Genomic DNA, 23,772 nt, shown 5'->3' on the forward strand with positions numbered 1-23,772 from the left:
GGGGGCACGGTAGGCGCGGCCGGGGCCGAGGGGGCGGGCCAATCCATGGGGATTGGCCCGCGTGTCGTCGTAGGCTCACCGGATGATCGCGAAGCGGCGGACGAGGCGACGGATACCGGCCCTGGTCACGGTGGGGGTACTGGCGGGCGTGCTGACGGGGACGGCGGGGTGCTCGACGCCTCCGGCCCCGAGGGCGGCGCCCGCGCCGACCGCGGTGGGCGGGATGCCGAGGCTCGCGCCCGACCGGAGCGCGCCGCCCTCGCCGTCGGCCACGGCGGATGCCTGCCCCGAGGGCGGGGTCCGGCTCGTCGAGATGACCGGGGACGCGGCCATGGGGCTGCGGGTGGCGAGCTTCCAGCTGGTCAACTGCGGTACGCAGCCCTACGTGCTGGAGGGCTACCCGCGGCTGTCGCTGCGCGACGACCACGACGCGCCGGTGGAGGTCTCGGTGGAACACGGGTCGGCGGGCATCACCACGGGCACGCCGAACCTGGACGCGGCACCGCAGCGGGTGGCGCTGGCCCCGGGGCAGGCGGCCTTCTTCGGGATCGTGTGGCGCAACCTCGTCACCGACGGCACGGTGGTGGCCACCACGGCATGGAACGTGGAGGTCGAGCCCCGGCCCGGCGCGCCCCGGCTGTCGCTGCGGCTCTCCGAGCCGGTGGACCTCGGGAACACCGGGAAGCTGGGGCTCGGGCCGTGGCAGCCGCTGGTCCGCTGAGCCTCAGCCGAAGCCGACGGCACCGACTCCACCGGCCACGCCGGCCGCATCCGCCGCATCCGCCGCACCGGCGGCGGCGAGGGCCGGTGCGCGCCGGCCGGTGAGCGTGGCCATCCGGGCCGCGACGGCCGCGGCCGAGCCGCGTGGCAGCCGGTCCGCGATCAGACCGTCGGCGAGGAAGAGCACCTGGTCGGCATGGGCGGCTGCGGCCGGGTCGTGGGTGACCATGACGACGGTGGCGTGCAGGGCGTCGACGGCGTCCCGGAGCAGCCCGAGGACCTCCCCGGCGGTGGTGGTGTCGAGCGCGCCGGTGGGTTCGTCGGCGAAGACCACGTCGGGCCGGGTGACGAGGGCCCGGGCGATGGCCACGCGCTGCTGCTGGCCGCCGGACAGCTCGGCGGGGCGGCGGCCGCCCTTGCCCTCCAGGCCGACGCGGGCGAGCAGTTCGGCGGCGCGGGTCCGGCCCTCGTGTGCGCGGCGGCCACCGGCGAGCCGCAGGGGGAGCAGTACGTTCTGCTCGACGGTGAGGGACGGCAGCAGGTTGAAGGCCTGGAAGACGAAGCCGAGGCGGCTGCGGCGGAGTTCGGTGAGCTCGTTCTCGTTCATCGCGGTGATCTCGGTGCCGCCGAGCCGGACGGAGCCCTCGGTGGGGAGGTCGAGTCCGGCGGCGCACTGCAGGAAGGTGGATTTGCCGGAGCCGGAGGGTCCCATGACGGCGGTGAAGCTGCCGCGCGGCAGGCTGAGGTCGATCCCGCGCAGCGCGTGCACGGCGGAGCTCCCGCGTCCGTAGGCCCGCCGTACACCGCGCAGCTCCACGGCGGCGCTGGTGTCGTACCGCTCCCCCGGCTCCTGCGAGGTGTGCCGGTGTCGCCGCTCGCTCCGTCGGAGCCCCATGGTGTGCCGCCTCTCGCCGCCGTCCTGATCGTGGCTCCGACGCTACGGATCATGGTGGGGCGGCGGCCATGAGGCCGCCCGGCGGACCGGTGGTGGGGCAGGCCCCACCTCGTGGTCAGGCGGAGCGGCGGATGAGCAGCAGGGCGCGGTCGTCGTTGACGTCCTTGGCGACCTTCTCGATCAGGTGCCAGGCCGCGCCGTCCCAGCCGGCGGCGACGTAGCGGTCGGCCTCGCCGGTGAGGCGGTCGATGCCCTCGCTGATCTCTCGGTCCGAGGTCTCGACGAGCCCGTCGGTGAAGAGCATCAGGACGTCGCCGGGGCGCAGGTTGCCGGCGGCGGGGGTGAATTCGGCGCCGTCGTAGACGCCGAGCAGCGGGCCCTCGCCGGACTTCTCCTGCCAGCGGCCGGTGCCCGCCGAGAGTTGGAGGGCGGGGAGGTGGCCGGCCGAGAGGAGTTCGTAGTCGCCGGTCTCCAGGTCCAGGACGAGGTGGATGGAGGTGGCGAAACCCTCGTCCCAGTCCTGGCGGAGCAGGTAGCCGTTGGCGGCGGGCAGGAAGCCGTGGGCGGGCAGCGCGCCGAGCAGTCCGCCGAAGGCGCCGGACAGCAGCAGGGCCCGGGAACCGGCTTCCATGCCCTTGCCGGAGACGTCGGTCAGGACGATCTCCAGCGTCCGGCCGCCGTTGGTGCGGGCCGCGACGACGAAGTCGCCGGAGAAGGACTGGCCGCCGGCCGGGCGCAGGGCCATCTCGCGGTGCCAGCCGCGCGGCAGGGCGGGCAGTTTGCTCTGCACGCGGATGCGTTCGCGCAGGTCGAAGAGCATGGTGCCGCCGCGCCGCCAGGGCACGCCGACGCGGCTGCGGAACTGGGCGATGACCAGGCCGAAGAAGCCGCAGGCCGCGACCACCAGCACGGTGCCGGGGGTGACGCGGGCCGGACCTTGGGTGTAGGGGCCGAGCACGAGGGCTTCGACGATCAGTGCGGTCGCGGAGGCGGCGTAGAGGCCGAGGAGGCTGGCGGGGCGCAGCAGCAGGCCGCCGGCGACGATCGGCAGGACGAGCGCCGACGGCGAGAACCAGACCGGCAGCATGATCGTGCCGCAGGCGATGGCGGGCACGGTGAGCAGCAGCCCGCCGAAGGCGAGCCAGTCGGAGCCGTCGCCTCGGAAGTAGTCGACGGCTGATTTACGCAGGGCTGTGCGGCTCCGGTGCGACAGCATGCGCATCCGGGCCATGAGGGATTCCACGCGTGCTCCGGCCATTGCTTCGGGACCCTATCCATCCTGGCTGTGGATGCGCAGGGGTACCCCCGGACCGGGGTCCCGCCGACGTCGGAAAACCCTTCGACTACGACGGAACTCCTGGGTGAGGATGGTCTGATGGCTCTTGAGATGCGCGTTTTGCAACAGGACGAGTGGGATGTCTGGTTCGATCATTTGGAACTGGCGTTCGGCGGCGTGGCCGAGCCCCCGGAGGGCCGGGAGCTGCTGCGGACCCTGACAGAACCGGGGCGTTCGCTCGGAACCTGGGACGGCGAGACCTGCGTGGGCTCGGCGTCGGCCTTCAGCTTCCGACTCTCGGTGCCGGGTGCCGCGCTGGTCCCGACGGCCGCGGTGACCTTCGTGGGAGTCGCGCCGACCCACCGCCGGCGCGGAATCCTCACCTCGTTGATGCGGCGCCAGTTGGACGACTTCCGGGCGGCCGGTGAGCCGCTCGCCGTGCTGACGGCCTCGGACCCGGCGATCTACGGGCGCTTCGGGTACGGCACCGCGACCTACTCCCTGTCCCTGGAGATCGACACGACGCGTGTCCGGCTCGCCGTGCCGCCGGGGACGGACGAGGTGCGACTGCGACTGGCCGACCCGGAGAAGTCGCTGCCCGACTGCGAGCGGGTGTACGCGGAGCTGGTGTCCCGGCGGCCGGGAGCGCCGGCCCGCCGGCCGGGCTGGGAGCGCATGACGATCACGGATCCGCCCGGGGAACGGGGAGGGGCCTCCCCGCTGAAGTGCCTCGTGGCCGAGCGGGCGGACGGCGAGGTGATCGGGTACGCCCGTTACCGGGTCAAGCCGGACTGGACCCCGTCGGGTTCGGACGGCACGGTCCAGGTCGAGGCCCTCGACGCGCTGGACCCGGCGGCGACGGCGGCCCTGTGGCGCTACCTGTTCTCCATCGACCTGACGTGGACCGTGCGGGCCGCCAAGCGCCCGGTGGACGACCCGCTGCTGCACCTGGTGAGTGACGTCCGACGGTCGAAGCCGACCGTGCGCGACTCGCTCCACCTGCGGCTGGTGGACCTGGCGGCGGCGCTGGAGGCGCGGACGTACGGGGCTCCGGCGGACGTGGTGATCGAGGTCGAGGACGCGTTCTGCCCCTGGAACGAGGGGCGGTGGCGGCTGGTCGTGGACGCCGAGGGCGCGGCCCGCTGCACCCGGACCGCGGAGCCCGCGGACCTGGAGCTGTCGGTGCGGGAGCTGGGCTCGGCGTACCTGGGCGGGATCACCCTCACCTCGCTGGCCGCGGCCGGCCTGGTACGGGAGCTGCGCCCGGGCGCGCTGACGGAGGCCTCGCGGGCCTTCGCCGGGGACGTGGCGCCCTGGCTGCCGCACGGCTTCTGACCGACGAGCGTCGGCGGGACAGGAGCGGCTCCTGTCCCGCGCCGGCCGGACCGGAGCCGGTCCCGTGTCAGCGGGACTGGCAGCCGGGGCACCAGAAGAGGTTGCGGGCGGCGAGGTCCGCGGTACGGATCTCGCCTCCGCAGATGTGGCAGGGCATGTTCGCCCTCCGGTAGACGTACACCTCGCCACCGTGGTCGTCGACGCGCGGCGGCCGGCCCATCGCCTCGGGCAGGTGCTCGTCGCGGACGGTGTCGATGCGGTTGTCGCGCACACCCTGGCGCATCAGGGCCGCCAGGTCGGCCCACATGGCGTCCCACTCGGCGCGGGTGAGGTCCTTGCCCGCGCGGTACGGGTCGATGCCGTGCCGGAAGAGGACCTCGGCGCGGTAGACGTTGCCGACGCCCGCGACGACCTTCTGGTCCATGAGCAGGGCGGCGACGGTGGTGCGGGAGCGGGAGATGCGGGCCCAGGCGCGGTCGGGGTCGTCGCCCCGGCGCAAGGGGTCCGGGCCGAGCCGGTCGCTTATCGCGTCCTTCTCCTCGTCGGTGATCCACGCGCAGGTGGTGGGGCCGCGCAGGTCGGAGAAGTGGTCGTCGTTGGCCAGGCGCAGCCGGACGGTGTCGGTGGGCGGCGGGGCGGGCGTGGGGCCGATCGCGTACTTGCCGAAGAGTCCGAGGTGGATGTGGATCCACCCGTTCTCCTTGAAGCCGAGGAAGAGGTGCTTGCCGTGGGCGTCGACGCCGTCCAGGATCCGGCCGTCGAGCAGGGCCGCGCTCTCGGCGAACCGTCCCTGAGGGCTGCTGACGGCGACCTCCCACCCGGCGAAGCGGATCAGGTGGTCCTCGGCGAGGCGGTGGATCGTATGCCCTTCGGGCACGGCGGCGCTCCTCGGAGAAGGCTTCGGGCAATGAAAGAGCCGTGCCACCCGTCCTCGGGCGGCACGGCCTGCGGCGGGATCAGCCCTGCGGGTGGTGGGCCGGGATCGGGGGCAGCTCGCCGGTCTGCTCGTAGGCGGTGAGCATGTCGATGCGGCGGGTGTGCCGCTCCGCGCCGGAGTACGGGGTCTTCAGGAAGGTGTCGATGAAGCTGACGACCTCGTCCTGGGTGTGCATGCGGCCGCCGACGGAGATGACGTTGGCGTTGTTGTGCTCGCGGCCCAGCTCGGCGGTCTGGACGCTCCACGCGAGGATGGCGCGGATGCCCTTGACCTTGTTGGCGGCGATCTGCTCGCCGTTGCCGGAGCCGCCGATCACGATGCCGAGGCTGCCCTCGTCCGCGGCGGTCCGCTCGGCGGCACGCAGGCAGAACGGCGGGTAGTCGTCCACCTCGTCGTAGATGTGGGGCCCGCAGTCGACGGGCTCGTGGCCGTTGTCCTTGAGCCAGTCCACCAGGTGGTTCTTGAGCTCAAAGCCGGCATGGTCGGATCCGAGGTACACGCGCATGGGACGAGTGTGGCACGAGGAGGCCCGCCGGCCCGCAGCGGGTGTCGCGTAAGTCACTTCTAAAGCTCAAGTAAACCCAAAGAACGCAGATGGGACAGGGCGGGACGGCGTCCTGGACGTTCACACCAAGGCAACGATCCGGATTGAGGTCTTCCGTCCTGCGTTCATCTCAGGTTTGAATGCCGGGGCTCGCAACCCGAGAACCTAAGGATCCGTCCATGAGCTCCACGACGACCCTTCAGAAAGAAGGCGGCCCCACCGGTAACTCCGGTGACGGCCTGCCCTCCGACGGTCTGAAGGCCGGTCTCAAGAACCGCCACCTGTCCATGATCGCCATTGGCGGCGTCATCGGCGCCGGCCTCTTCGTCGGTTCCGGTGGCGGCATCGCCAAGGCCGGCCCCGCCATCCTGATCTCCTACGCGCTCGTCGGCGCGATGGTCGTCTTCGTGATGCGCATGCTCGGCGAGATGGCCGCCGCCAGCCCGAACTCGGGCTCCTTCTCGGCCTACGCCGACCGCGCGCTCGGCCGCTGGGCGGGCTTCTCCATCGGCTGGCTCTACTGGTTCTTCTGGGTCGTCGTGCTCGCGGTGGAGGCCACCGCCGGTGCCGCCATCCTGGAGAGCTGGATCCCGGCCGTCCCGCAGTGGGCCTGGGCCCTGATCGTGATGGCGATCCTGACCGCCACCAACCTCGGCTCGGTCGCCTCCTACGGTGAGTTCGAGTTCTGGTTCGCGGGCATCAAGGTCGTCGCCATCGGCGCGTTCGTGATCGTCGGCATGCTGGCCGTCTTCGGCGTGCTGCCGGGCTCGGACAACCCTGGCGCGGGCTTCGCGCACCTCACCGACGCCGGCGGGTTCTTCCCCAACGGCTACGGCGCGGTCCTCACCGGTGTGCTGATGGTCGTCTTCTCCTTCATGGGCAGCGAGATCGTCACCCTGGCGGCCGGCGAGTCGGAGAACCCCCGCAAGGCGGTCACCCGGGCGACCAACTCCGTCATCTGGCGGATCGGCGTCTTCTACCTCGGCTCGATCTTCATCGTGCTGACCCTGCTCCCGTGGAACGACAAGTCGATCACCGAGAAGGGCTCGTACGTCGCCGCCCTGGACTCGATCGGCATCGCGCACGCCGGCACGATCATGGAGGTCATCGTCCTGACCGCCGTGCTGTCCTGCCTGAACTCGGGCCTCTACACCGCCTCCCGCATGGCCTTCTCGCTCGGTGAGCGCGGTGACGCCCCCAAGGCGTTCGCCAAGGTCAACTCCCGCGGTGTGCCGGTTGCCGCGATCCTGGGCTCCACGGTCTTCGGCTTCGTCGCCGTCTACTTCAACTACGCGTTCAAGGACACGGTCTTCAACTTCCTCCTGAACTCGTCCGGCGCCATCGCGCTCTTCGTCTGGCTGGTGATCTGCTTCACCCAGCTGCGGATGCGCGGGATCCTGGTCCGCGAGGCCCCGGAGAAGCTGACCGTGAAGATGTGGCTCTTCCCGTGGCTGACCTGGGCCACCGCCGCCCTGATCATGTTCGTGATCGGCTACATGTTCGTGGACGACGCCAACCGCGAGGTGGTCACCCTGTCCACCCTGGTCGCCGGCATCGTCGTGCTCGTCGGCGTGGTGCTGGACGTCCGCCGCAAGAAGGCCCTGCAGGGCTGATCGCACGTGCACGTACGCCGGAGCCCGGCCCGCCTCCACGAGGCGGGCCGGGCTCCGGTGCGTATCGGGGGCCGCTCAGCCGCGGCGGCCGACCAGCTTCCAGGCGGTCGGCAGCGCGCCCATGGCCAGCGCGGCCTTGAGGGCGTCGCCGATCAGGAACGGGACCAGGCCCTTGGCGACGGCCACGCCGAGGGACATCCCGGTGGCGGCCATCAGGTACGGCACGCCCACCGCGTAGATCACGGCCGACCCCAGCACCATCAGGCCGGCGGTGCGCAGCACCGAGCGGTCGCCGCCGCGTCGTGCCAGGGCGCCGACGACGGTGGCGGCGAGCAGCATGCCGAGCACGTAGCCGAAGGAGGCGCCGCCCGCGCCGGAGGTCCCACCCGCGAACCACGGCACCCCGGCCATGCCGACGAATGCGTAGAGCGCCAGCGACAGGAAGCCGCGGCGGGCGCCGAACGCGCTGCCGACGAGCAGCGCGGCGAAGGTCTGGCCGGTGACGGGGACCGGGGAGCCGGGAACGGGAACCGCGATCTGGGCGGCCAGCCCGGTGAGCGCGGCGCCGCCGACGACGAGCGCGATGTCGCGGACGCGGCTCGCGGGCAGCAGATCGGCGAGGACGGCGCCGGGCCGGGGGGAGACGGAGGCAGTGCTCATCGGGAGGCTCCACGGGAAGGGGGTGGCGGGACGATCACCGACGCTAGTGCGCGCTCCCCCTCCGCCCCACCGTCACCCGGAACAAAGCAGCACTCCCCACTTTGGTGGGGATACCACAAACCCCGCCCACCATCCGCGACTCGACGTGATCCTCGTCACGAGGAAGATCAGAGAATGCGTCCGTTTTGCACGGACGACCGCCACTCAGCCAGACTGTAGGGTCCCGCCAAACCTGACGCGGAGCCCCCACCGCCGCTGGGCCGAACGAGAGTACGAGCACCCTTCATGCGCGAGCGCCTGGAAGAAGCACCCCCCACGACGGGCGACCTGCCCGCGGAACCCCTCAGCCACAGCCTCAAGCAGCGCCACCTGACCATGCTGGGCCTCGGCGGCGTCATCGGCGCCGGGCTCTTCGTCGGCTCCGGCGCCGGCATCGGCATCGCAGGTCCCGCGATCATCTGCTCCTATCTGCTCGCGGGCGTGCTCGCGATGCTGGTGATGCGGGCGCTGGGCGAGATGTCGGCCGCGATGCCCGCCTCGGGCTCCTTCTCCGTCTACGCGGAGCGCGCGCTCGGGCGCTGGGCCGGTTTCTCGGCGGGCTGGCTCTACTGGTTCCTGCTGGTCGTGGTGCTGGCCGTGGAGGCCACCGGCGCGGCGAAGATCGCGAACGGCTGGCTGCCCGCGGTCGACCAGTGGGTGTGGGTCCTGCTGTTCATGGTGGCCTTCACCGTGAGCAACCTGGCCGCCGTGAAGAACTTCGGCGAGTTCGAGTTCTGGTTCGCGGCGCTCAAGGTCGGCGCGATCGTGCTCTTCCTGATCCTCGGCACCCTCGCGGTCTTCGGCCTGCTCCCGGACACGGAGCCGATCGGCATGGCCAACCTCACCGGCCAGGGCGGTTTCTTCCCCGAGGGCTTCGGCGGCGTGGTCGCCGGCATGCTCGCCGTCATCTTCGCCTTCGGCGGCCTGGAGGTCGTCACCATCGCCGCCGCCGAGTCGGACGACCCGGCGCGGTCGGTGTCCCGGGCGGTGCGCAGCGCGGTGTGGCGCATCCTCTTCTTCTACGTCGGCTCGATGGTGGTCATCGTGACGCTGCTGCCGTGGAACTCGCTGAAGCCGGGCGAGAGCCCCTACGTCGCGGTCCTCGACTCGATCGGCATCCCGGCGGCCGGGCAGATCATGAACATCGTGGTGTTCGTGGCGCTGCTGTCGGCCCTCAACGCGAACCTCTACGGGTCCTCCCGCATGGTCTTCTCGCTGGCCGAGCGCCGTGAGGCGCCGCAGGCGCTGCTGAAGGTCTCGGGCGGCGGGGTGCCGCGCCGGGCGGTGTTCGCCTCGGTGGCCTTCGGCTTCGTGTCGGTGGTGCTCAACCTCTTGTGGCCGGACACGATCTTCCTCTACATGCTCAACGCGGTCGGCGCGGTGCTGCTGTTCGTGTGGGCGCTGATCGCCGTCTCGCAGCTGAAGCTGCGCCGTCGGATCGAGCGGGACATGCCCGAGCGGCTGACCCTGCCGATGTGGCTGTTCCCGTACGCGACCTGGGCGGCGCTGCTCGGGATGGCGGCGGTGCTGGTCCTGATGCTGTTCGACGATTCCGCGCGGCCGCAGCTGCTGTGGTCCACGGGCGCGGCCGCGCTGGTCCTGGCCGTGGCGGGGATCCGGGAGCTGCGGGCCCGCAAGGCCTGACGCGGGAGACGGAGCGGAGGACCCCGGCGCCACGGCGCCGGGGTCCTCGTTCTTTTCCTCCCGGGCCGGCGTGGCGGCGTACGGAGGTGATCACGAACCGTGAGCCGGATGTCCGAATATCGGACGCAAGACGTCCGTTGATCGGACACTCGGCAGACTGGCGCACCTCATCACGTCCCGCCGCACAACCGGACAGGCACACCCTCAATGAGCCAGAGCACCCTGACACCCCCCGAAGCACCGCAGACCGACGCCGGATCACCCCTCGGCAACGGACTCAAGCAGCGCCACCTCTCGATGATCGCCCTCGGCGGCGTCATCGGCGCCGGGCTCTTCGTCGGCTCGGGCGCGGGCATCGCGGCCGCGGGCCCCTCGATCGTGCTCGCGTACGCCGCCTCCGGGCTGCTCGTGATGTTCGTGATGCGGATGCTCGGCGAGATGTCGGCCGCCGACCCCGCCTCGGGCTCCTTCTCCGTGCACGCGGAGCGCGCGATCGGCCCCTGGGCCGGATTCACCGCCGGCTGGATGTTCTGGACCCTGCTCTGCGTGGGCGTGGCCATCGAGGGCATCGGCGCGGCGCACATCATGACCGGCTGGTTCCCGGGCACCCCCTCCTGGATGTGGGTGCTGGTCTTCATGGCGGTGTTCTGCGGCTCCAACCTCGCCGCCGTCTCGAACTTCGGCGAGTTCGAGTTCTGGTTCGCCGCCCTCAAGATCGGCGCGATCGCGCTCTTCCTGGGCCTGGGCGTCCTCGCCGTGCTCGGCCTGCTGCCCGGCACCGACTCCCCCGGCGCCGCCAACCTGCTGCACGACGGCGGCTTCCTGCCCCACGGCATGGACGGCCTGCTGGTCGGACTGCTGGCCTCGGTCGTCGCCTACGGCGGACTGGAGACGGTGACCATCGCGGCCGCCGAGTCCGAGAACCCGGTCCAGGGCGTGGCCAAGGCCGTGCGGACCACCATGTGGCGGATCGCGATCGTCTACGTGGGCTCCATGCTGGTCGTCGTCACCCTCCTGCCGTGGAACGACCCGGCCGTCACGGCGGACGGCCCGTACGCCGCGACCCTGGACCGCCTGGGCATACCGGCCGCCGGCGAGATCATGAACGTGGTCATCCTGATCGCCCTGATGTCCGCGATGAACGCCAACATCTACGGCTCCTCGCGGATGGCCCACTCCCTCGTCTCCCGCGGCCAGGGCCCGAAGGCGCTGGGCAAGGTCAGCGGCCGGGTGCCGCGCCGCGCGGTCCTCGCCTCCTGCGGCTTCGGTTTCGTCACCGTGCTGCTGTCCTACTGGTACCCGGACACCCTGTTCGCCTGGCTGCTGAACATGGTGGGCGGGGTCATCCTGATCGTCTGGGGCTTCATCGCCGTCTCGCAGTTCGTGCTGCGCCGCCGGCTGGAGCGCGAGGCCCCCGAGAAGCTGGTCGTGAAGATGTGGGGCTTCCCGTATCTGACCTGGGTGGCCTTGGCCGGGGTGCTCGGGGTCCTGGTGCTGATGGCCCTGGGCGAGGACACGCGCGTCCAGGTGGTCTTCACCGGCGGCCTCACCGTCGCCCTCGCGGTGACCGGTTACGTGATGCAGCGCCGGGCGGCCGTCCGGAGCTGACGGCTCCTCGGAAGAAACGAAGGCGGGCCCCGTGCGAAGACACGGGGCCCGCCTTCGTCGTTCGGAGGTAACCCTTACATGTCGGCTGGAATAGATACTGCTAGCGTGCAGTTGCGCATTGATTGCAATAAGCAGTTGGCACGCCGAGGGGACCGGATAACACGCATGGCCATCTACACGCTTCCTGAGCTTCCGTACGACTACGCGGCACTGGAGCCGGTGATCAACCCGCAGATCATCGAGCTGCACCACGACAAGCACCACGCGGCCTACGTCACGGGCGCCAACAACACGCTGGAGCAGCTGGCGGAGGCGCGCGACAAGGAGAACTGGGGCGCCCTCAACGGCCTGGAGAAGAACCTCGCGTTCCACCTCTCCGGCCACATCCTGCACAGCATCTACTGGCACAACATGGCCAGCCCGAAGACCGGTGAGGGCGGCGGCGAGCCCACCGCTGCCGACGGCCTGGGCGACCTGGCCGACGCGATCACCGAGTCCTTCGGCTCCTTCGCGAAGTTCAAGAAGCAGCTGACCTTCGCCTCCTCCGCCACCCAGGGCTCCGGCTGGGGCGTGCTCGCGTACGAGCCGGTCAGCGGCCGCCTGGTCGTCGAGCAGGTCTACGACCACCAGGGCAACGTGGGCGTGGCCAGCACCCCGATCCTGGTCTTCGACGCCTGGGAGCACGCCTTCTACCTTCAGTACAAGAACCAGAAGGTGGACTTCATCGAGGCCATGTGGAACGTCGTCAACTGGCAGGACGTCTCCAAGCGCTACGCCGACGCCAAGGCCAACACCCCGCTGCTGATCCCCGCCAAGGGCTGATCGCAGCGCCGCGAACCCGTCCGCCTCGTGATCGTCTTCTCAACCTTCACCGGCGGGCGTGTCGAACGGAAGACCCCCGTGAGGACGTGACTCACGGGGGTCTTCTGTGTGGTGCGCCGGCCGGGCCGGCGGGTCCGCCTACTCGAAGGACGGGCCCTTGGTCCGGGTGCGCTTGATCTCGTAGAAGCCCGGGGTCGAGGCGACGAGCAGGGTGCCGTCCCAGAGCCGGGCGGCCGCGTCGCCGCGCGGGGTCGGGGTGACCACCGGACCGAAGAAGGCCACATCGCCCTCGGCGCCCGGAACGGAGATCACCGGGGTGCCGACCTCTTGGCCCACCCGGTCGATCCCGTCGTTGTGCGACGCCCGCAGCACCTCGTCGTACTCGTCCGAGTCGGCGTACGCGAGCAGCTCGGCCGGCAGGCCGACCTCGGCCAGCGCCTCGGCGATCACCTCGCGCGTCGGACCCTTCTCGTCGTTGTGTATGCGGGTGCCCAGCGCCGTGTAGAGCTTGCCGGTGACTTCCTCACCGTGCTTCTGCTGCGCCGCGATCACCACGCGCACCGGGGCCCAGCCCTTGGGGCCGAGCAGCTCGCGGTAGACCTCGGGCAGCTCGTCGAGCTTGTTCTCGTTGAGCACCGCGAGGCTCATCACGTGCCAGCGGACCTCGACGTCGCGGACCTTCTCGACCTCGACCATCCAGCGGGACGTCATCCAGGCCCAAGGGCAGAGCGGGTCGAACCAGAAGTCGACCGGGGTCTTCTCGCGCACCTGGGTGTCGGTCATGTCTCTCCTCAGTCTCGGCGTGCGTCGCAAAAGGGCATCACTGGGCTCACGTTCCCCGTCACCAACCAGTACCGGGTGGCGCGCATTCCCTCGTGCGAGGATTCGACACAAGAACGCGATCACGCACGAAGGAGTGCATGTGCCCGGAGAGAATCTGTCCCGCGACGAGGCCCGCGAGCGGGCCGAGCTGCTGTCCGTCGACGGGTACGAGGTGGTCCTCGACATCCGGTCCGCGGTGGACGAGGCCGAACCGGCCGAGGGTCCGCGGACCTTCCGCTCGGTGACGACGATCCGCTTCCGGGCGGCGGGCACCGGCGCTGCCACCTTCGCGGACCTGATCGCGCCCTCGGTGAACGCCGTGACCTTGAACGGGCGCGCGCTGGACGTGGCCGCCGTCTTCGACGGCTCCCGGATCACCCTCGACGGCCTCGCCAGCGAGAACGTCCTCGTGGTCGACGCGAACTGCGCCTACAGCCGGACGGGCGAGGGCCTGCACCGCTTCGTCGACCCGGAGGACGGCGAGGTCTACCTCTACACCCAGTACGAGCCGGCCGACGCGCGGCGGGTGTACGCGAACTTCGAGCAGCCCGACCTGAAGGCCCCGTACCGCTTCGAGGTGACGGCTCCCGACGGCTGGCAGGTGTGGAGCAACGGCGCGGAGGAGTCCCGCGAGGCGGGTGTCTGGCAGTTCGCGCAGACCGCTCCGATCTCCACGTACATCACGTGCGTGGTCGCGGGCCCCTACCACTACGTGACGGACTCCTACACGCGCGGGGACCTGACCATCCCGCTGGGCGCGATGTGCCGCAAGGGTCTGGCGAAGCACTTCGACGCCGATGACATCTTCCTGATCACCAAGCAGGGCTTCGACCTGTTCCACGAGATCTTCGACTACCCGTACCCCTTCGGGAAGTACGACCAGGCCTTCGTGCCGGAGTACAACCTGGGCGCGATGGAGAACCCGGGGATGGTGACCTTCCGCGAGGAGTACATCTTCCGCGGCAAGGTCACGCAGGCCTCGTACGAGGCGCGCGGGAACGTCATCCTGCACGAGATGGCGCACATGTGGTTCGGCGACCTGGTCACCATGAAGTGGTGGGACGACCTGTGGCTGAAGGAGTCCTTCGCCGACTTCATGGGCTCCTTCGGGCTCGTCGAGGCCACCCGCTTCGACCAGGCGTGGATCACCTTCGCCAACCGCCGCAAGTCGTGGGCCTACCGGGCCGACCAGCTGCCGTCCACCCACCCGATCACGGCCGACATCCGTGACCTGGAGGACGCCAAGCTGAACTTCGACGGCATCACCTACGCCAAGGGCGCCTCGGTGCTCAAGCAGCTCGTCGCCTACGTGGGACGGGAGGCCTTCCTGGAGGGCGCCCGGCGCTACTTCAAGGCCAACGCGTACGGGAACACGACGCTGGACGACCTGCTGTCGGTGCTCGCGGAGGTCTCCGGTCGGGACATGGCGCAGTGGTCGCGGGCGTGGCTGCAGACCGCCGGCGTGAACGCGCTGACCCCGGTGATCACCTACGACGCGGGCGGCCGGGTGACGGAACTGGCCGTCGTGCAGGAGGGCGACGAGCTGCGCCCGCACCGGGTCGCGGTGGGCCTGTACCGGCTGGAGTCCGACGGGACGCTGGTCCGCTACGCGCGGGCCGACGCGGACGTGGCGGGTGCGCGGACGGTCGTCACGGAACTGGCGGGCACCGAGCGCCCGGACCTGGTCCTGGTCAACGACGAGGACCTCACCTACTGCAAGATCCGCTTCGACGAGGGCTCGCTGGAGACCCTGCGGGCGCACCTCGGCGATCTGACGGACCCGCTCGCGCGGGCCCTTTGCTGGTCGGCGCTGTGGAACCTGACCCGCGACGGTCTGATGCCGGCCCGGGACTTCGTCTCGCTGGTCCTCGCGCACGCGGGCCGCGAGAGCGACGTCGGCGTCCTGCAGATGCTGCACACGCAGGCCCTGACCTCGGTCACCCACTACGCGGCGCCCGCCTGGCGCGAGCAGGGCGGCCGGCAGCTGGCGGCGGGTGCGCTGCACGAGCTGCGGAACGCGGCACCGGGGTCGGAGCACCAGCTGACGTGGGCCCGCTTCTTCGCGGCGAGCGCGGCGACAGAGGGCGACTTCCAGCTGCTGCTGGGGCTGCTGGAGGGTTCGGCCCGGATCGACGGGCTGGACGTGGACCAGGAGCTGCGCTGGGACTTCCTGCTGCCGCTGGCCGCGCACGGGGCCGTGGACGAGGCCGTGCTGGCCGCCGAACTGGCGCGCGACGACACGGCCTCGGGCAAGCGACACCAGGTGCGGTGCCTGGCGGCGCGGCCCTCGCAGGCGGTGAAGGACCAGGCGTGGGCGGCGGTGGTCGAGTCGGACGCGCTGTCGAACGCGCTGGTGGAGGCGACGATCGCGGGCATGCAGCAGTCCTCGCAGCGGGGCCTGCTGGCGGGTTACGCGGGGCGCTACTTCGAGGTGATCGAACGGGTGTGGGCGGACCGGTCGATCCAGATCGCCATGGACGTGGTGAAGGGGCTGTACCCGTCGCTGCAGGACTCGGCGTCCACCGTCTCGGCGACGGACGCCTGGCTCTCCGAGCACCCCGCGGCGCCGCCGGCCCTGCGCCGGCTGGTCCTGGAGGCCCACGACGACCTGGCCCGGGCCTTGCGCGCCCAGGCCTGCGACGCCGGGGCGGCCGGCGCCTAGCCCGCGGCGCCGCTGCTGGGGCTCCGCCCCAGACCCCGCGCCTCAAACGCCGGCGAGGCTGAGTTTTCAGCCCGTCCGGCGTTTGAGGACCGGGTCCGGGCAGCGGTAGCCCGTACGGGCGCATCCCATCGGCAGTCGAACGCCCGTACTTTAGCCCCGGCTTGTCCGGATTTGTCGACGAGCGTGTAACAGGGGTTAGCAAGGCCATGGCCTGAGGGAATCACCGCGTCATGAACCACAACGCACCCCTCCCCCTCGCCCACCTCACCGGCAGCCGCCCCCGCGTGCTGACCCTCGCACAGCTGCGCGAGCACGGCGTCACCGCCTCCGACGCGACCGAGCGGTCCTGGCAGCAGATCCTGCCCGGGGTGTTCCTGCTCCACCCCGGTCCCGCGACCAGCGAGGAGCGGCTGCACGCGGCGCTGCTGTACGCGGGCCGGCGCGCCGGCGGCGAGGCCATGATCACCGGGCTGGCGGCGCTGGCCCTGTACCGGTTCAGCTCGGCGCCCCCGCTGCTCGCCCTCTCGCACATCGACGTGCTCGTGCCCGGCACCCGGCGGCTGCGCTCCACCGGGGACGTGCGGATCGTACGGACGCACACCCCGCCGCGGTCGCAGGAGGTGACCGGGCTGCCGGTGGCTCCCGTCGCCCGGGCCGTCGCCGACGCCGTCACCCAGCTCTCCGACGCCGGGACTGTGCGCCGTCTGCTGAGCGAGGCCGTCCGCGGCGGGCACTGCGAACCGGCCGCCGTCGTCCGGGAGCTGACCGTGGCCCGGCTGCTGAACCGGCCGCACGTGGTCGACGCCGTCGAATCGCTGCTCGCGGAGGGGCGGGCCATCGCCGAGGACCGGCTGTACCACGTCGTACGCGGCTACGAGCTCCCCGACCCGGTCTGGAACGTCGACCTTCGACTGCCGGGCGGCCCGCACCTCGGCGGTGTCGACGCGTACTGGCCCGAGCACTCCGTCGCCGTGGAGATCGACACCCGGGCCCCGCGTCAGGGCGAGGACGAGCAGTGGTCCGAGTCGGTGCGCAAGCGCGAGACGCTGGAGCGGCTCGGGGTGACCGTCATCCACATCACCCCGCGCAAGCTCCGCGACTGGCCCGAGCAGCAGGCCGCGGTGATCCGGACCGCCCTGACCGCCGCCGACGACCGGGAACCCGCCGCCTACCTGGTCGTACTGCCCAGGTGAGGCGAGTACTCCGGGGTACTCCAGAGCAGCCGCCCCGGATGCACGCTCTCCACCACCGACTCCACCCGGAAGTGGGTGCGGCGGCTCCCGTCGGCCCCGAACTCCGTCCGGGCGCGGCCGCTGAGCTGAAGGACGGCCCCGCTCTCCCAGTCCGGGAAGAGCAGCCCGGCCCGTGGGTCGACCGTCAGGTTCCCCAGCGTCAGGAACATGGCGTTGCCCGCGTAGTCCGGCCAGGCCAGTTCGACCGGCGAGAGCACCTCCACGAAGCCCGGCAGCCCGCCCCGATGACTGGCGTCGACCCCGTCCGCCTCCGCCGTGGTGGCGACGAAGAAGGTGTCGGCGCCCTCTACGGTCCGCCGCTGGTCGGGGGTGAGCGCCTCCCCCCGGCGCACGACTCCGCTCCCCTCCGCGACGCGTTCCAGCGGCTGCCGCTTCTGCAGGTACTTGGGGCAGTTGGCGAAGACCCGCTCGGCCTCGACGGCGAAGCCCCGGGGTGTCGCCGCGAGGGTTCCGTTCAGCCTCATCCGGCGCCGGGTGCGCGGATCGAGCGCGATGGTCCCGATCCGCGTCCCGTCCGTGGCCAGTGCCTTTGCGAGGGGGTCTCCGGCGGGGGCTCCTCCCGCCACGGAGATCCGGTGCGGGCCGGTGGCCCGCACGAAGCCGGGCGGGCCGGTGAGCAGGGAGGCCCACACCCGGCCGGCGCCGTCGGCGGCCCCGACGACCAGGTGCGGCTGGAGTTCCAGGAAGGCCGCGGCGACGTCACGGATGCCCGTACCGATCGAGCGGCCGACGTGCTCGGCCGGCCCGCGCACGCCGACCCGCTCCTGCACCGCCAGCGACCCCCGGTGGTAGACGCCACTCATTAGAAGAACCCGCAGGTCGGCGCCCCCGCGGTGGGGGCGGGCGCATCCTCGGCACCGGTCGGCACGGAGATCTCCAGGCGGATGCCGTCGGGGTCGTGGAAGAAGATGCCGCCGGAGGCCGCGCCCTCGCGGTGCGCGACGACGCCCTCGTAGGCGAACGCGACGCCCAGGCCGCGCAGCCGCTCCTCGTACGCGCGCACCTCCTCGACGGCGTCGGCCGAGAACGCCAGGTGGTGCAGTCCGGCCGCGGCCGGGGCGTAGGCACCGTCGGCCTGCTGCCAGAGCGTGAGGACGAGCTCGCCGTCCCGGCCGAGGAAGGCGAAGCGGCGGCCCTCCTCCTTGCCCTCGCCGAGCACCTGGAAGTCGAGGGCGTCCCGGTAGAAGGCGAGCGAGCGCTCCAGATCGGTGACGTTCAGGCCGACGTGCCCGGTACGGAGCTTGCTGATGACGGTGCTCATGACGGGTCCTCCGCAGAGATCATTCCACAATGACTAACCTTCTAAATTCAATTTAAAGGTTAGGTCGATCCGTGTCAACCGCTCACGTACTCTTGAGGGGTTAGCGAGCGAGGAGACGGACATGGCGACGGCGGACGCACGGCCCCTGATCGGGGAGCCGATCGCCCTCGATCTGCTCAACACCCGCTGGATGCGCGAGGGGGAACTGGTCGACCTCTTCGCGGGGGCCTTCGGGCTGAGCCGCGTCGAAGGGCTGGCGGTCTGGTTGGAGAGCACCGGTCTGGCCGGTCGCTTCCGGGCCGACGCGGCGACCCTCGTCCATCTGATGACCGCGCGCGAGGCCCTGGCCCGCGCCGTCGCGGACCCGACCGACGAGAGCGCGATCGCCCTGATCGACGCCGTGCTGGAGCACGGACGCATCCGCGCCACCCTGACCGCCGAAGGGCCGGGCGAGCGCGCCGAGTTCGACGACCCCACCTGGGGTCCGGCCTGGACGGCGGCCAGGAACTACCTGGAACTGCTGGGCTCCACGCCCGAGCGGATCCACAAGTGCGCCTCCGAGACCTGCGTCCTGCACTTCCACGACACCTCGCGCAACGGCACGCGTCGCTGGTGCTCGATGGCCGCCTGTGGAAACCGGGCGAAAGCCTCACGTCATTACGCGCGCACGCGCGAGCGCTGAGCGCGCGAAATCTGTCACACCCGCACCGGGGCGCTGTCGCGTCCCGGTGCTGACGTAGGGCCGCCAAGTCGATAAATCGATCGATCAGCCCCTGCGGTTCGCACCACTGTGCCCCGGTTGGGCCGTGCCGGCGCATTCTTCGCGCCGGCGGGAGTCCGCCATGACAGGTCTCGGTCAATGACAACTCTCCCCAAAGAGCTGTCGCTTAGGCCAAGCTGACCGGTCATCCGGCACCGAAATCCGGACCGTATCTTTCACTTACCAGGGATGCTGATGACCCTCGAATCCCCCAGCTCCATATCCGGGGCCAGACGCGTCGCGCGCGTCGCGGCCGCGGCCGGTCTGGTCGCCGCTCTCGCGGCCACCGGCGCCGGGCCCGTCCTCGCGGCGACCGGCGCGGACACCCCGGGCACCTCGCCCGCGGTCAAGTCCGCGGAGCAGAAGCTCGGTTCGGCCGACGCCGAACTGCTGCAGCAGGCCAAGGCCAAGGGTGACGCCAACGTCACCGTCATGGTCGCGACCGCTCCCGGCCAGACCAAGCAGGTGGCGGACCAGCTCGGCTCGGTCCAGGGCGCCTCGGTGGGCCAGACGTACGACAACCTCGGTTACGTGCGCGCCACCCTGCCCACCGGCAAGGCCGACGCCGCACTCAAGGCGGCCGCCAAGCTGTCCTCGGTGCACGGCATCGACCTGCGGCACGAGATCCAACTGCCGGACCCGCGCCCCGAGGCGGACCGCTCGACCGGCGCGGTGAAGAAGACCGCCGCCGAGACCTACGCGGCGCCGGACAAGAACACCCCCGCGAAGAACCCGTACAACCCGTCCTTCGAGACCGGCGCGGTCGACTTCGTGAAGGACAACCCGCAGGCCGACGGCCGCGGCGTCACCATCGGCATCATGGACTCGGGCATCGACCTCGGTCACCCGGCCCTGCAGAAGACCACCACCGGCGAGCGCAAGATCGTCGACTGGGTCACGGCGACCGACCCGATCACGGACAACGACGCCACCTGGCGCCCCCAGATCACCCCGGTCACCTCCAGCGGCGGTAGCTTCACCGCGGGCGGTCAGAGCTGGAAGGCCCCGGAGGGCAGCTTCCAGTGGAGCCGCTTCACCGAGTCCATCACCGCCACCGGTGACATGGCCGGCGACGTCAACCGCGACGGTGACACCACCGACCGGTTCGGCCTGCTCTACGACGCCGCCGCCGGCACCGTCCGCGTCGACACCGACCAGGACGGCGACTTCACGAACAACGAGCCGATGAAGCCGTACAAGGACGGCTACCAGATCGGCTACTTCGGCACGGACAACCCGGCGACCGACGTCGCCGAGCGCATCCCGTTCGTGATCGAGATCCGCAAGGACGTCCCGATGGATCCGCTGGGCGGTGACTGGGTCGGCAAGAAGGCCGACTTCGTCAACGTCGGCATCATCGAGTCCGAGCACGGCACCCACGTCGCCGGCATCACCGCCGCCAACAGCCTCTTCGGCGGCAAGATGAACGGCGAGGCGCCCGGCGCCAAGCTCGTCTCCTCGCGCGCCTGCTCCTGGTCCGGCGGCTGCACCAACATCGCGCTGACCGAGGGCATGATCGACCTCGTCGTCAACCGTGGCGTGGACATCGTCAACATGTCCATCGGTGGCCTGCCGGCGCTGAACGACGGCAACAACGCGCGCTCCGAGCTCTACAGGAACCTCATCGACACCTACGGCGTCCAGCTGGTCATCTCGGCCGGCAACTCGGGCCCGGGCGTCAACACCATCGGCGACCCGGCCCTCGCGGACAAGGTCATCTCCGTGGGCGCGTCGGTCTCCAAGGAGACCTGGGCCGCCAACTACGGCTCCGGTGTGAGCGCGAAGTACAACATGTTCCCCTTCTCCTCGCGCGGTCCGCGTGAGGACGGCGGCTTCACGCCGACCATCAGCGCCCCCGGCGCGGCCATCAACACCATCCAGACCTGGCTGCCCGGCGCCCCGGTGAAGGAGGCCGGCTACACCCTGCCGGCCGGTTACGGCATGCTCCAGGGCACCTCGATGGCCTCGCCGCAGGCAGCGGGCGCCAGCGCCCTGCTGATCTCGGCCGCCAAGCAGCACAACATCAAGCTGACGCCGGCCTCCCTGCGGGTCGCGCTCACCACGGCCGCCAAGAAGATCGACAACGTCCCCGCGCACGCGCAGGGTTCGGGTCTGATCGACATCCCCGGCGCGTGGGAGTCCGTCCAGCGCGACGCGAAGGCCAACGAGTTCACCGTCAAGGCTCCGGTCGACACCGCGATCGACCAGTTCCTGAAGACCCCGGGCTTCGGCACCGGCCTGTACGACCGTGAGGGCGGCCTCAAGGTCGGCCAGAAGAAGGTCTACGACGTCGTCGTCACCCGCACCACGGGCGTCAAGTACGGCACCCGGCACGACCTGAGCTGGCGCAACAACGACGGGACCTTCAAGGTCATCGGCGGCTACGACTACGTCACCCTGCCGCTGAACAAGCCCGTCACCATCAAGGTCGAGGCCAACGCCAAGTCGGCGGGCGTCCACAGCGGCATCCTGCAGCTGGACGACGAGACCACCGAGGGCATCGACAAGCAGATCCTGACGACCGTCGTGGCTTCCGCCCCCCTGGCCGCGCCGTCGTTCGCCCTGTCGCAGTCCTCCTCGGTGCAGCGCAACAGCCACAAGTCGTACTTCGTGACCGTCCCGGCGGGCGCCAAGAGCCTCGAGGTGGCCCTCGGCGGTCTCGCGGCCGGCAGCCAGACGCGCTTCATCGCGATCCACCCGTACGGCACCCCGGTGGACCCGACGGCGACGACCAACTGCTACCCGAACTACGACAACCCGGCCAACACCTGCCGCCCCGACGTGCGCTCGTACCCCGAGCCCACCCCGGGTGTCTGGGAGATCGAGGTCGAGGCCCGTCGTACCTCTCCGGTGCTCGACAACCCGTTCAAGCTGGACGTCTCCGTGCTCGGCGCGGCCTTCGACCCCGCGGTCAAGGTTCTGCCCGAGGTGAAGCAGGGCACCCCCGCCCCGGTCCAGTGGAGCGTCAAGAACGCGGGCGCGGCCATCTCCGGCGGCAAGCTCGTCGGCGGTCCGCTCGGTTCCGCGAAGGTCGCCAAGCCGACCATCACCCCCGGTGAGACCCACTCCACCGAGATCGTGGTGCCCGCGGGCACCTCGCGCCTCGACGTCGCGATCGGCAAGGTGTCCGACACCGCCGCCGACCTCGACCTGGAGGTCTACAAGGACGGCATCAAGGTCGGCTCGGCCGCCGACGGCGACTCCGAGGAAGCCGTGAGCCTGGTCAACCCGGCCGCGGGCACCTACACCGTCAAGGTGATCGGCTACGCGATCCCGTCCGGCACCACCACGTACGACTACCGCGACGTGTTCTTCTCGGCCGCCCTGGGCTCCGTCCAGGTCGACGAGGCCGCCACGGTGAACCTCGCCACCGGCGCCACCGCGCAGGTCTCGGCGAACGTCCTGGTCACCAGCCCGGCCCCCGAGGGCCGGCAGTTCTTCGGCCAGGTCCAGCTGCTCAACGCCCGCGGCACCGCCGCCGGCACCGGCAGCGTCCAGATCGAGAAGGTCCTCCCGTAGGACCCTGCGGCCGGACGAACCCGAGGGGGCGGTGCTCTGACGAGCACCGCCCCCTCGGGCCGTTCGGGGTCCCGCGGAACGGTGGTCCGCCCTCCGGTCGGTCACGTCCGGAAAGCGGACGCGACGGACCGGCCGCCGACCGGCTCCGACCAGGCAAAACGGGTGCTCGGAGGCCCTGCGACGCGCCCGCCACGAACGCGCCACAGAGGTTCACATCCGAGACACCGTCCGTACCTCGGACAATGGATTGGACAAGGCTCGTGGGGTCGAACGCATGATGGCTACACGCGCGCCCGCGTCGTACGTACCAAAAGGAGTCACCGTGAGGGTCGGAATCGTCGGAGCCACCGGACAGGTCGGCGGAGTCATGCGCGGCATCCTCGCCGAGCGGAAGTTCCCGGTGGACGAGCTGCGGCTGTTCGCGTCGGCCCGTTCCGCGGGCTCCACCCTCACGTGGGAGGGCCAGGAGATCACCATCGAGGACGCCTCCACGGCCGACTACGCGGGCCTGGACATCGTGCTCTTCTCCGCCGGCGGCGCCACCTCGCGCGCCCTGGCCGAGAAGGTCGCCTCCCAGGGCGCCGTCGTGATCGACAACTCCTCCGCCTGGCGCAGCCACCCCGAGGTCCCCCTCGTGGTCTCCGAGGTCAACCCGCACGCGATCAAGAACCGCCCCAAGGGCATCATCGCGAACCCGAACTGCACCACCATGGCCGCGATGCCGGTACTGCGCCCGCTGCACGACGAGGCCGGCCTGACCGCGCTGATCGCCACCACCTACCAGGCCGTCTCCGGCTCGGGCCTCGCCGGTGTGGCCGAGCTCAAGGGCCAGGCGTGCGCGGTGGCCGAGGCCGCGGACCAGCTGACCTTCGACGGCGACGCGGTGGAGTTCCCCGAGCCGGCGGTCTACAAGCGCCCGATCGCCTACAACGTGGTCCCGCTCGCCGGCAACCTGGTCGACGACGGCTCCTTCGAGACCGACGAGGAGCAGAAGCTCCGCAACGAGTCCCGCAAGATCCTGGAGATCCCGGGGCTCAAGGTCTCCGGCACCTGCGTGCGCGTCCCGGTCTTCTCCGGCCACTCCCTGCAGGTCAACGCCCGCTTCGCGAACCCGATCAGCGTCGAGCGCGCCTACGAGCTGCTGGCGGACGCCCCGGGCGTCGAGCTCTCGGAGATCCCGACCCCCCTGCAGGCGGCGGGCAAGGACGCCTCGTACGTGGGCCGCATCCGCTCCGACGAGACGGTGGAGAACGGCCTCGCGCTGTTCCTGTCCAACGACAACCTCCGCAAGGGCGCGGCGCTGAACGCGGTGCAGATCGCCGAGCTCGTGGCCGAGGAGCTGCGCGGCTGATCCCGCTCACCCGACGCGAGGGCGGCACCGTCACGGTGCCGTCCTCGCGCG

Annotated in this window: 20 protein-coding genes; 11 read left to right on the forward strand and 9 right to left on the reverse strand. The window is 71.0% G+C overall.

What is annotated here, in order from left to right:
- Positions 1-75: 75 nt before the first annotated feature.
- A complete protein-coding gene (locus tag BCL76_RS39325) occupies positions 76-333 on the reverse strand; it encodes a hypothetical protein (RefSeq protein WP_181382883.1) in 258 nt (85 codons plus the stop codon).
- Between BCL76_RS39325 and BCL76_RS39330 the strand changes: the two genes are divergently transcribed.
- Positions 314-721: a DUF4232 domain-containing protein gene (locus BCL76_RS39330; RefSeq protein WP_181382884.1), complete on the forward strand. Its 408-nt coding sequence runs from the start codon at positions 314-316 to the stop codon at positions 719-721. The genes BCL76_RS39325 and BCL76_RS39330 overlap by 20 nt on opposite strands.
- 3 nt (positions 722-724) lie before the next feature.
- Here BCL76_RS39330 and BCL76_RS36565 read toward each other — a convergent pair whose 3' ends face one another.
- Positions 725-1,615 carry an ABC transporter ATP-binding protein gene (locus BCL76_RS36565; protein WP_258310131.1) on the reverse strand — a complete coding sequence of 297 codons (891 nt, stop codon included), beginning with the start codon at positions 1,613-1,615 and terminating at the stop codon, positions 725-727.
- 115 nt (positions 1,616-1,730) lie between these two features.
- Positions 1,731-2,873, reverse strand: coding sequence for a PP2C family protein-serine/threonine phosphatase (locus tag BCL76_RS36570; RefSeq protein WP_109783789.1), 1,143 nt, complete (start codon positions 2,871-2,873; stop codon positions 1,731-1,733).
- Positions 2,874-2,990: 117 nt separating this feature from the next.
- Here BCL76_RS36570 and BCL76_RS36575 point away from each other — a divergent pair, with 117 nt between their 5' ends.
- Entirely contained in the window at positions 2,991-4,226 is a 1,236-nt protein-coding gene (locus BCL76_RS36575; RefSeq protein WP_109783791.1) for a GNAT family N-acetyltransferase, read from the forward strand.
- A gap of 67 nt (positions 4,227-4,293) precedes the next feature.
- On the opposite strand, the gene BCL76_RS36580 is transcribed toward BCL76_RS36575, so the two are convergent.
- Positions 4,294-5,103 (reverse strand): Fpg/Nei family DNA glycosylase, encoded by an 810-nt coding sequence (locus BCL76_RS36580; RefSeq protein ID WP_109783794.1) that lies wholly within the window; start codon positions 5,101-5,103, stop codon positions 4,294-4,296.
- Between the two features lie 79 nt (positions 5,104-5,182).
- Complete coding sequence (locus BCL76_RS36585; RefSeq protein WP_030710811.1) at positions 5,183-5,668, reverse strand: ribose-5-phosphate isomerase; 486 nt, start codon at positions 5,666-5,668, stop codon at positions 5,183-5,185.
- Between the two features lie 218 nt (positions 5,669-5,886).
- On the opposite strand from BCL76_RS36585, the gene BCL76_RS36590 reads away from it, so the two are divergent.
- Entirely contained in the window at positions 5,887-7,320 is a 1,434-nt protein-coding gene (locus BCL76_RS36590) for an amino acid permease (protein WP_109783796.1), read from the forward strand.
- 75 nt (positions 7,321-7,395) lie between these two features.
- On the opposite strand, the gene BCL76_RS36595 is transcribed toward BCL76_RS36590, so the two are convergent.
- Positions 7,396-7,980 carry a biotin transporter BioY gene (locus tag BCL76_RS36595; protein WP_109783798.1) on the reverse strand — a complete coding sequence of 195 codons (585 nt, stop codon included), beginning with the start codon at positions 7,978-7,980 and terminating at the stop codon, positions 7,396-7,398.
- 285 nt (positions 7,981-8,265) lie between these two features.
- On the opposite strand from BCL76_RS36595, the gene BCL76_RS36600 reads away from it, so the two are divergent.
- From BCL76_RS36600 to BCL76_RS36610, 3 genes are all read left to right on the forward strand, one after another.
- Positions 8,266-9,663, forward strand: a complete 1,398-nt coding sequence (locus BCL76_RS36600; RefSeq protein ID WP_109783800.1) for an amino acid permease — start codon at positions 8,266-8,268, stop codon at positions 9,661-9,663.
- 207 nt (positions 9,664-9,870) lie between these two features.
- The gene (locus tag BCL76_RS36605; RefSeq protein ID WP_109783802.1) at positions 9,871-11,271 is read left to right on the forward strand and encodes an amino acid permease; all 1,401 of its coding nucleotides are present in this window, start codon (positions 9,871-9,873) and stop codon (positions 11,269-11,271) included.
- A 165-nt stretch (positions 11,272-11,436) separates the two neighbouring features.
- The gene (locus BCL76_RS36610; RefSeq protein WP_030016698.1) at positions 11,437-12,093 is read left to right on the forward strand and encodes a superoxide dismutase; all 657 of its coding nucleotides are present in this window, start codon (positions 11,437-11,439) and stop codon (positions 12,091-12,093) included.
- 138 nt (positions 12,094-12,231) lie between these two features.
- Here BCL76_RS36610 and BCL76_RS36615 read toward each other — a convergent pair whose 3' ends face one another.
- A complete protein-coding gene (locus BCL76_RS36615; RefSeq protein ID WP_030715850.1) occupies positions 12,232-12,876 on the reverse strand; it encodes a mycothiol-dependent nitroreductase Rv2466c family protein in 645 nt (214 codons plus the stop codon).
- A gap of 139 nt (positions 12,877-13,015) precedes the next feature.
- Here BCL76_RS36615 and pepN point away from each other — a divergent pair, with 139 nt between their 5' ends.
- Positions 13,016-15,577 carry an aminopeptidase N gene (gene pepN / locus BCL76_RS36620; RefSeq protein ID WP_109783804.1) on the forward strand — a complete coding sequence of 854 codons (2,562 nt, stop codon included), beginning with the start codon at positions 13,016-13,018 and terminating at the stop codon, positions 15,575-15,577.
- Between the two features lie 230 nt (positions 15,578-15,807).
- Positions 15,808-16,770: a hypothetical protein gene (locus tag BCL76_RS36625; RefSeq protein ID WP_109783806.1), complete on the forward strand. Its 963-nt coding sequence runs from the start codon at positions 15,808-15,810 to the stop codon at positions 16,768-16,770.
- On the opposite strand, the gene BCL76_RS36630 is transcribed toward BCL76_RS36625, so the two are convergent.
- Both BCL76_RS36630 and BCL76_RS36635 read right to left on the reverse strand, forming a co-directional pair.
- Entirely contained in the window at positions 16,746-17,633 is an 888-nt protein-coding gene (locus BCL76_RS36630; RefSeq protein ID WP_109783808.1) for a pyridoxamine 5'-phosphate oxidase family protein, read from the reverse strand. The two genes, BCL76_RS36625 and BCL76_RS36630, sit on opposite strands and share 25 nt — an antisense overlap.
- Positions 17,633-18,091, reverse strand: a complete 459-nt coding sequence (locus tag BCL76_RS36635) for a VOC family protein (RefSeq protein ID WP_109783810.1) — start codon at positions 18,089-18,091, stop codon at positions 17,633-17,635. Before BCL76_RS36635 ends, BCL76_RS36630 begins: the two co-directional genes overlap by 1 nt.
- 121 nt (positions 18,092-18,212) lie before the next feature.
- On the opposite strand from BCL76_RS36635, the gene BCL76_RS36640 reads away from it, so the two are divergent.
- The 3 genes from BCL76_RS36640 to BCL76_RS36650 all read left to right on the forward strand — a co-directional run bounded on the left by BCL76_RS36640 (position 18,213) and on the right by BCL76_RS36650 (position 23,721).
- On the forward strand, positions 18,213-18,773 hold the full coding sequence (locus BCL76_RS36640; RefSeq protein WP_109783811.1) for a CGNR zinc finger domain-containing protein: 561 nt from the start codon (positions 18,213-18,215) through the stop codon (positions 18,771-18,773).
- 273 nt (positions 18,774-19,046) lie between these two features.
- On the forward strand, positions 19,047-22,370 hold the full coding sequence (locus BCL76_RS36645) for a S8 family serine peptidase (protein WP_109783878.1): 3,324 nt from the start codon (positions 19,047-19,049) through the stop codon (positions 22,368-22,370).
- A 322-nt stretch (positions 22,371-22,692) separates the two neighbouring features.
- Entirely contained in the window at positions 22,693-23,721 is a 1,029-nt protein-coding gene (locus BCL76_RS36650) for an aspartate-semialdehyde dehydrogenase (RefSeq protein ID WP_109783812.1), read from the forward strand.
- Positions 23,722-23,772 lie beyond the last annotated feature (51 nt).

The organism is Streptomyces sp. CG 926 (genome assembly GCF_003148825.1).
Taxonomy (GTDB): Bacteria; Actinomycetota; Actinomycetes; order Streptomycetales; family Streptomycetaceae; genus Streptomyces.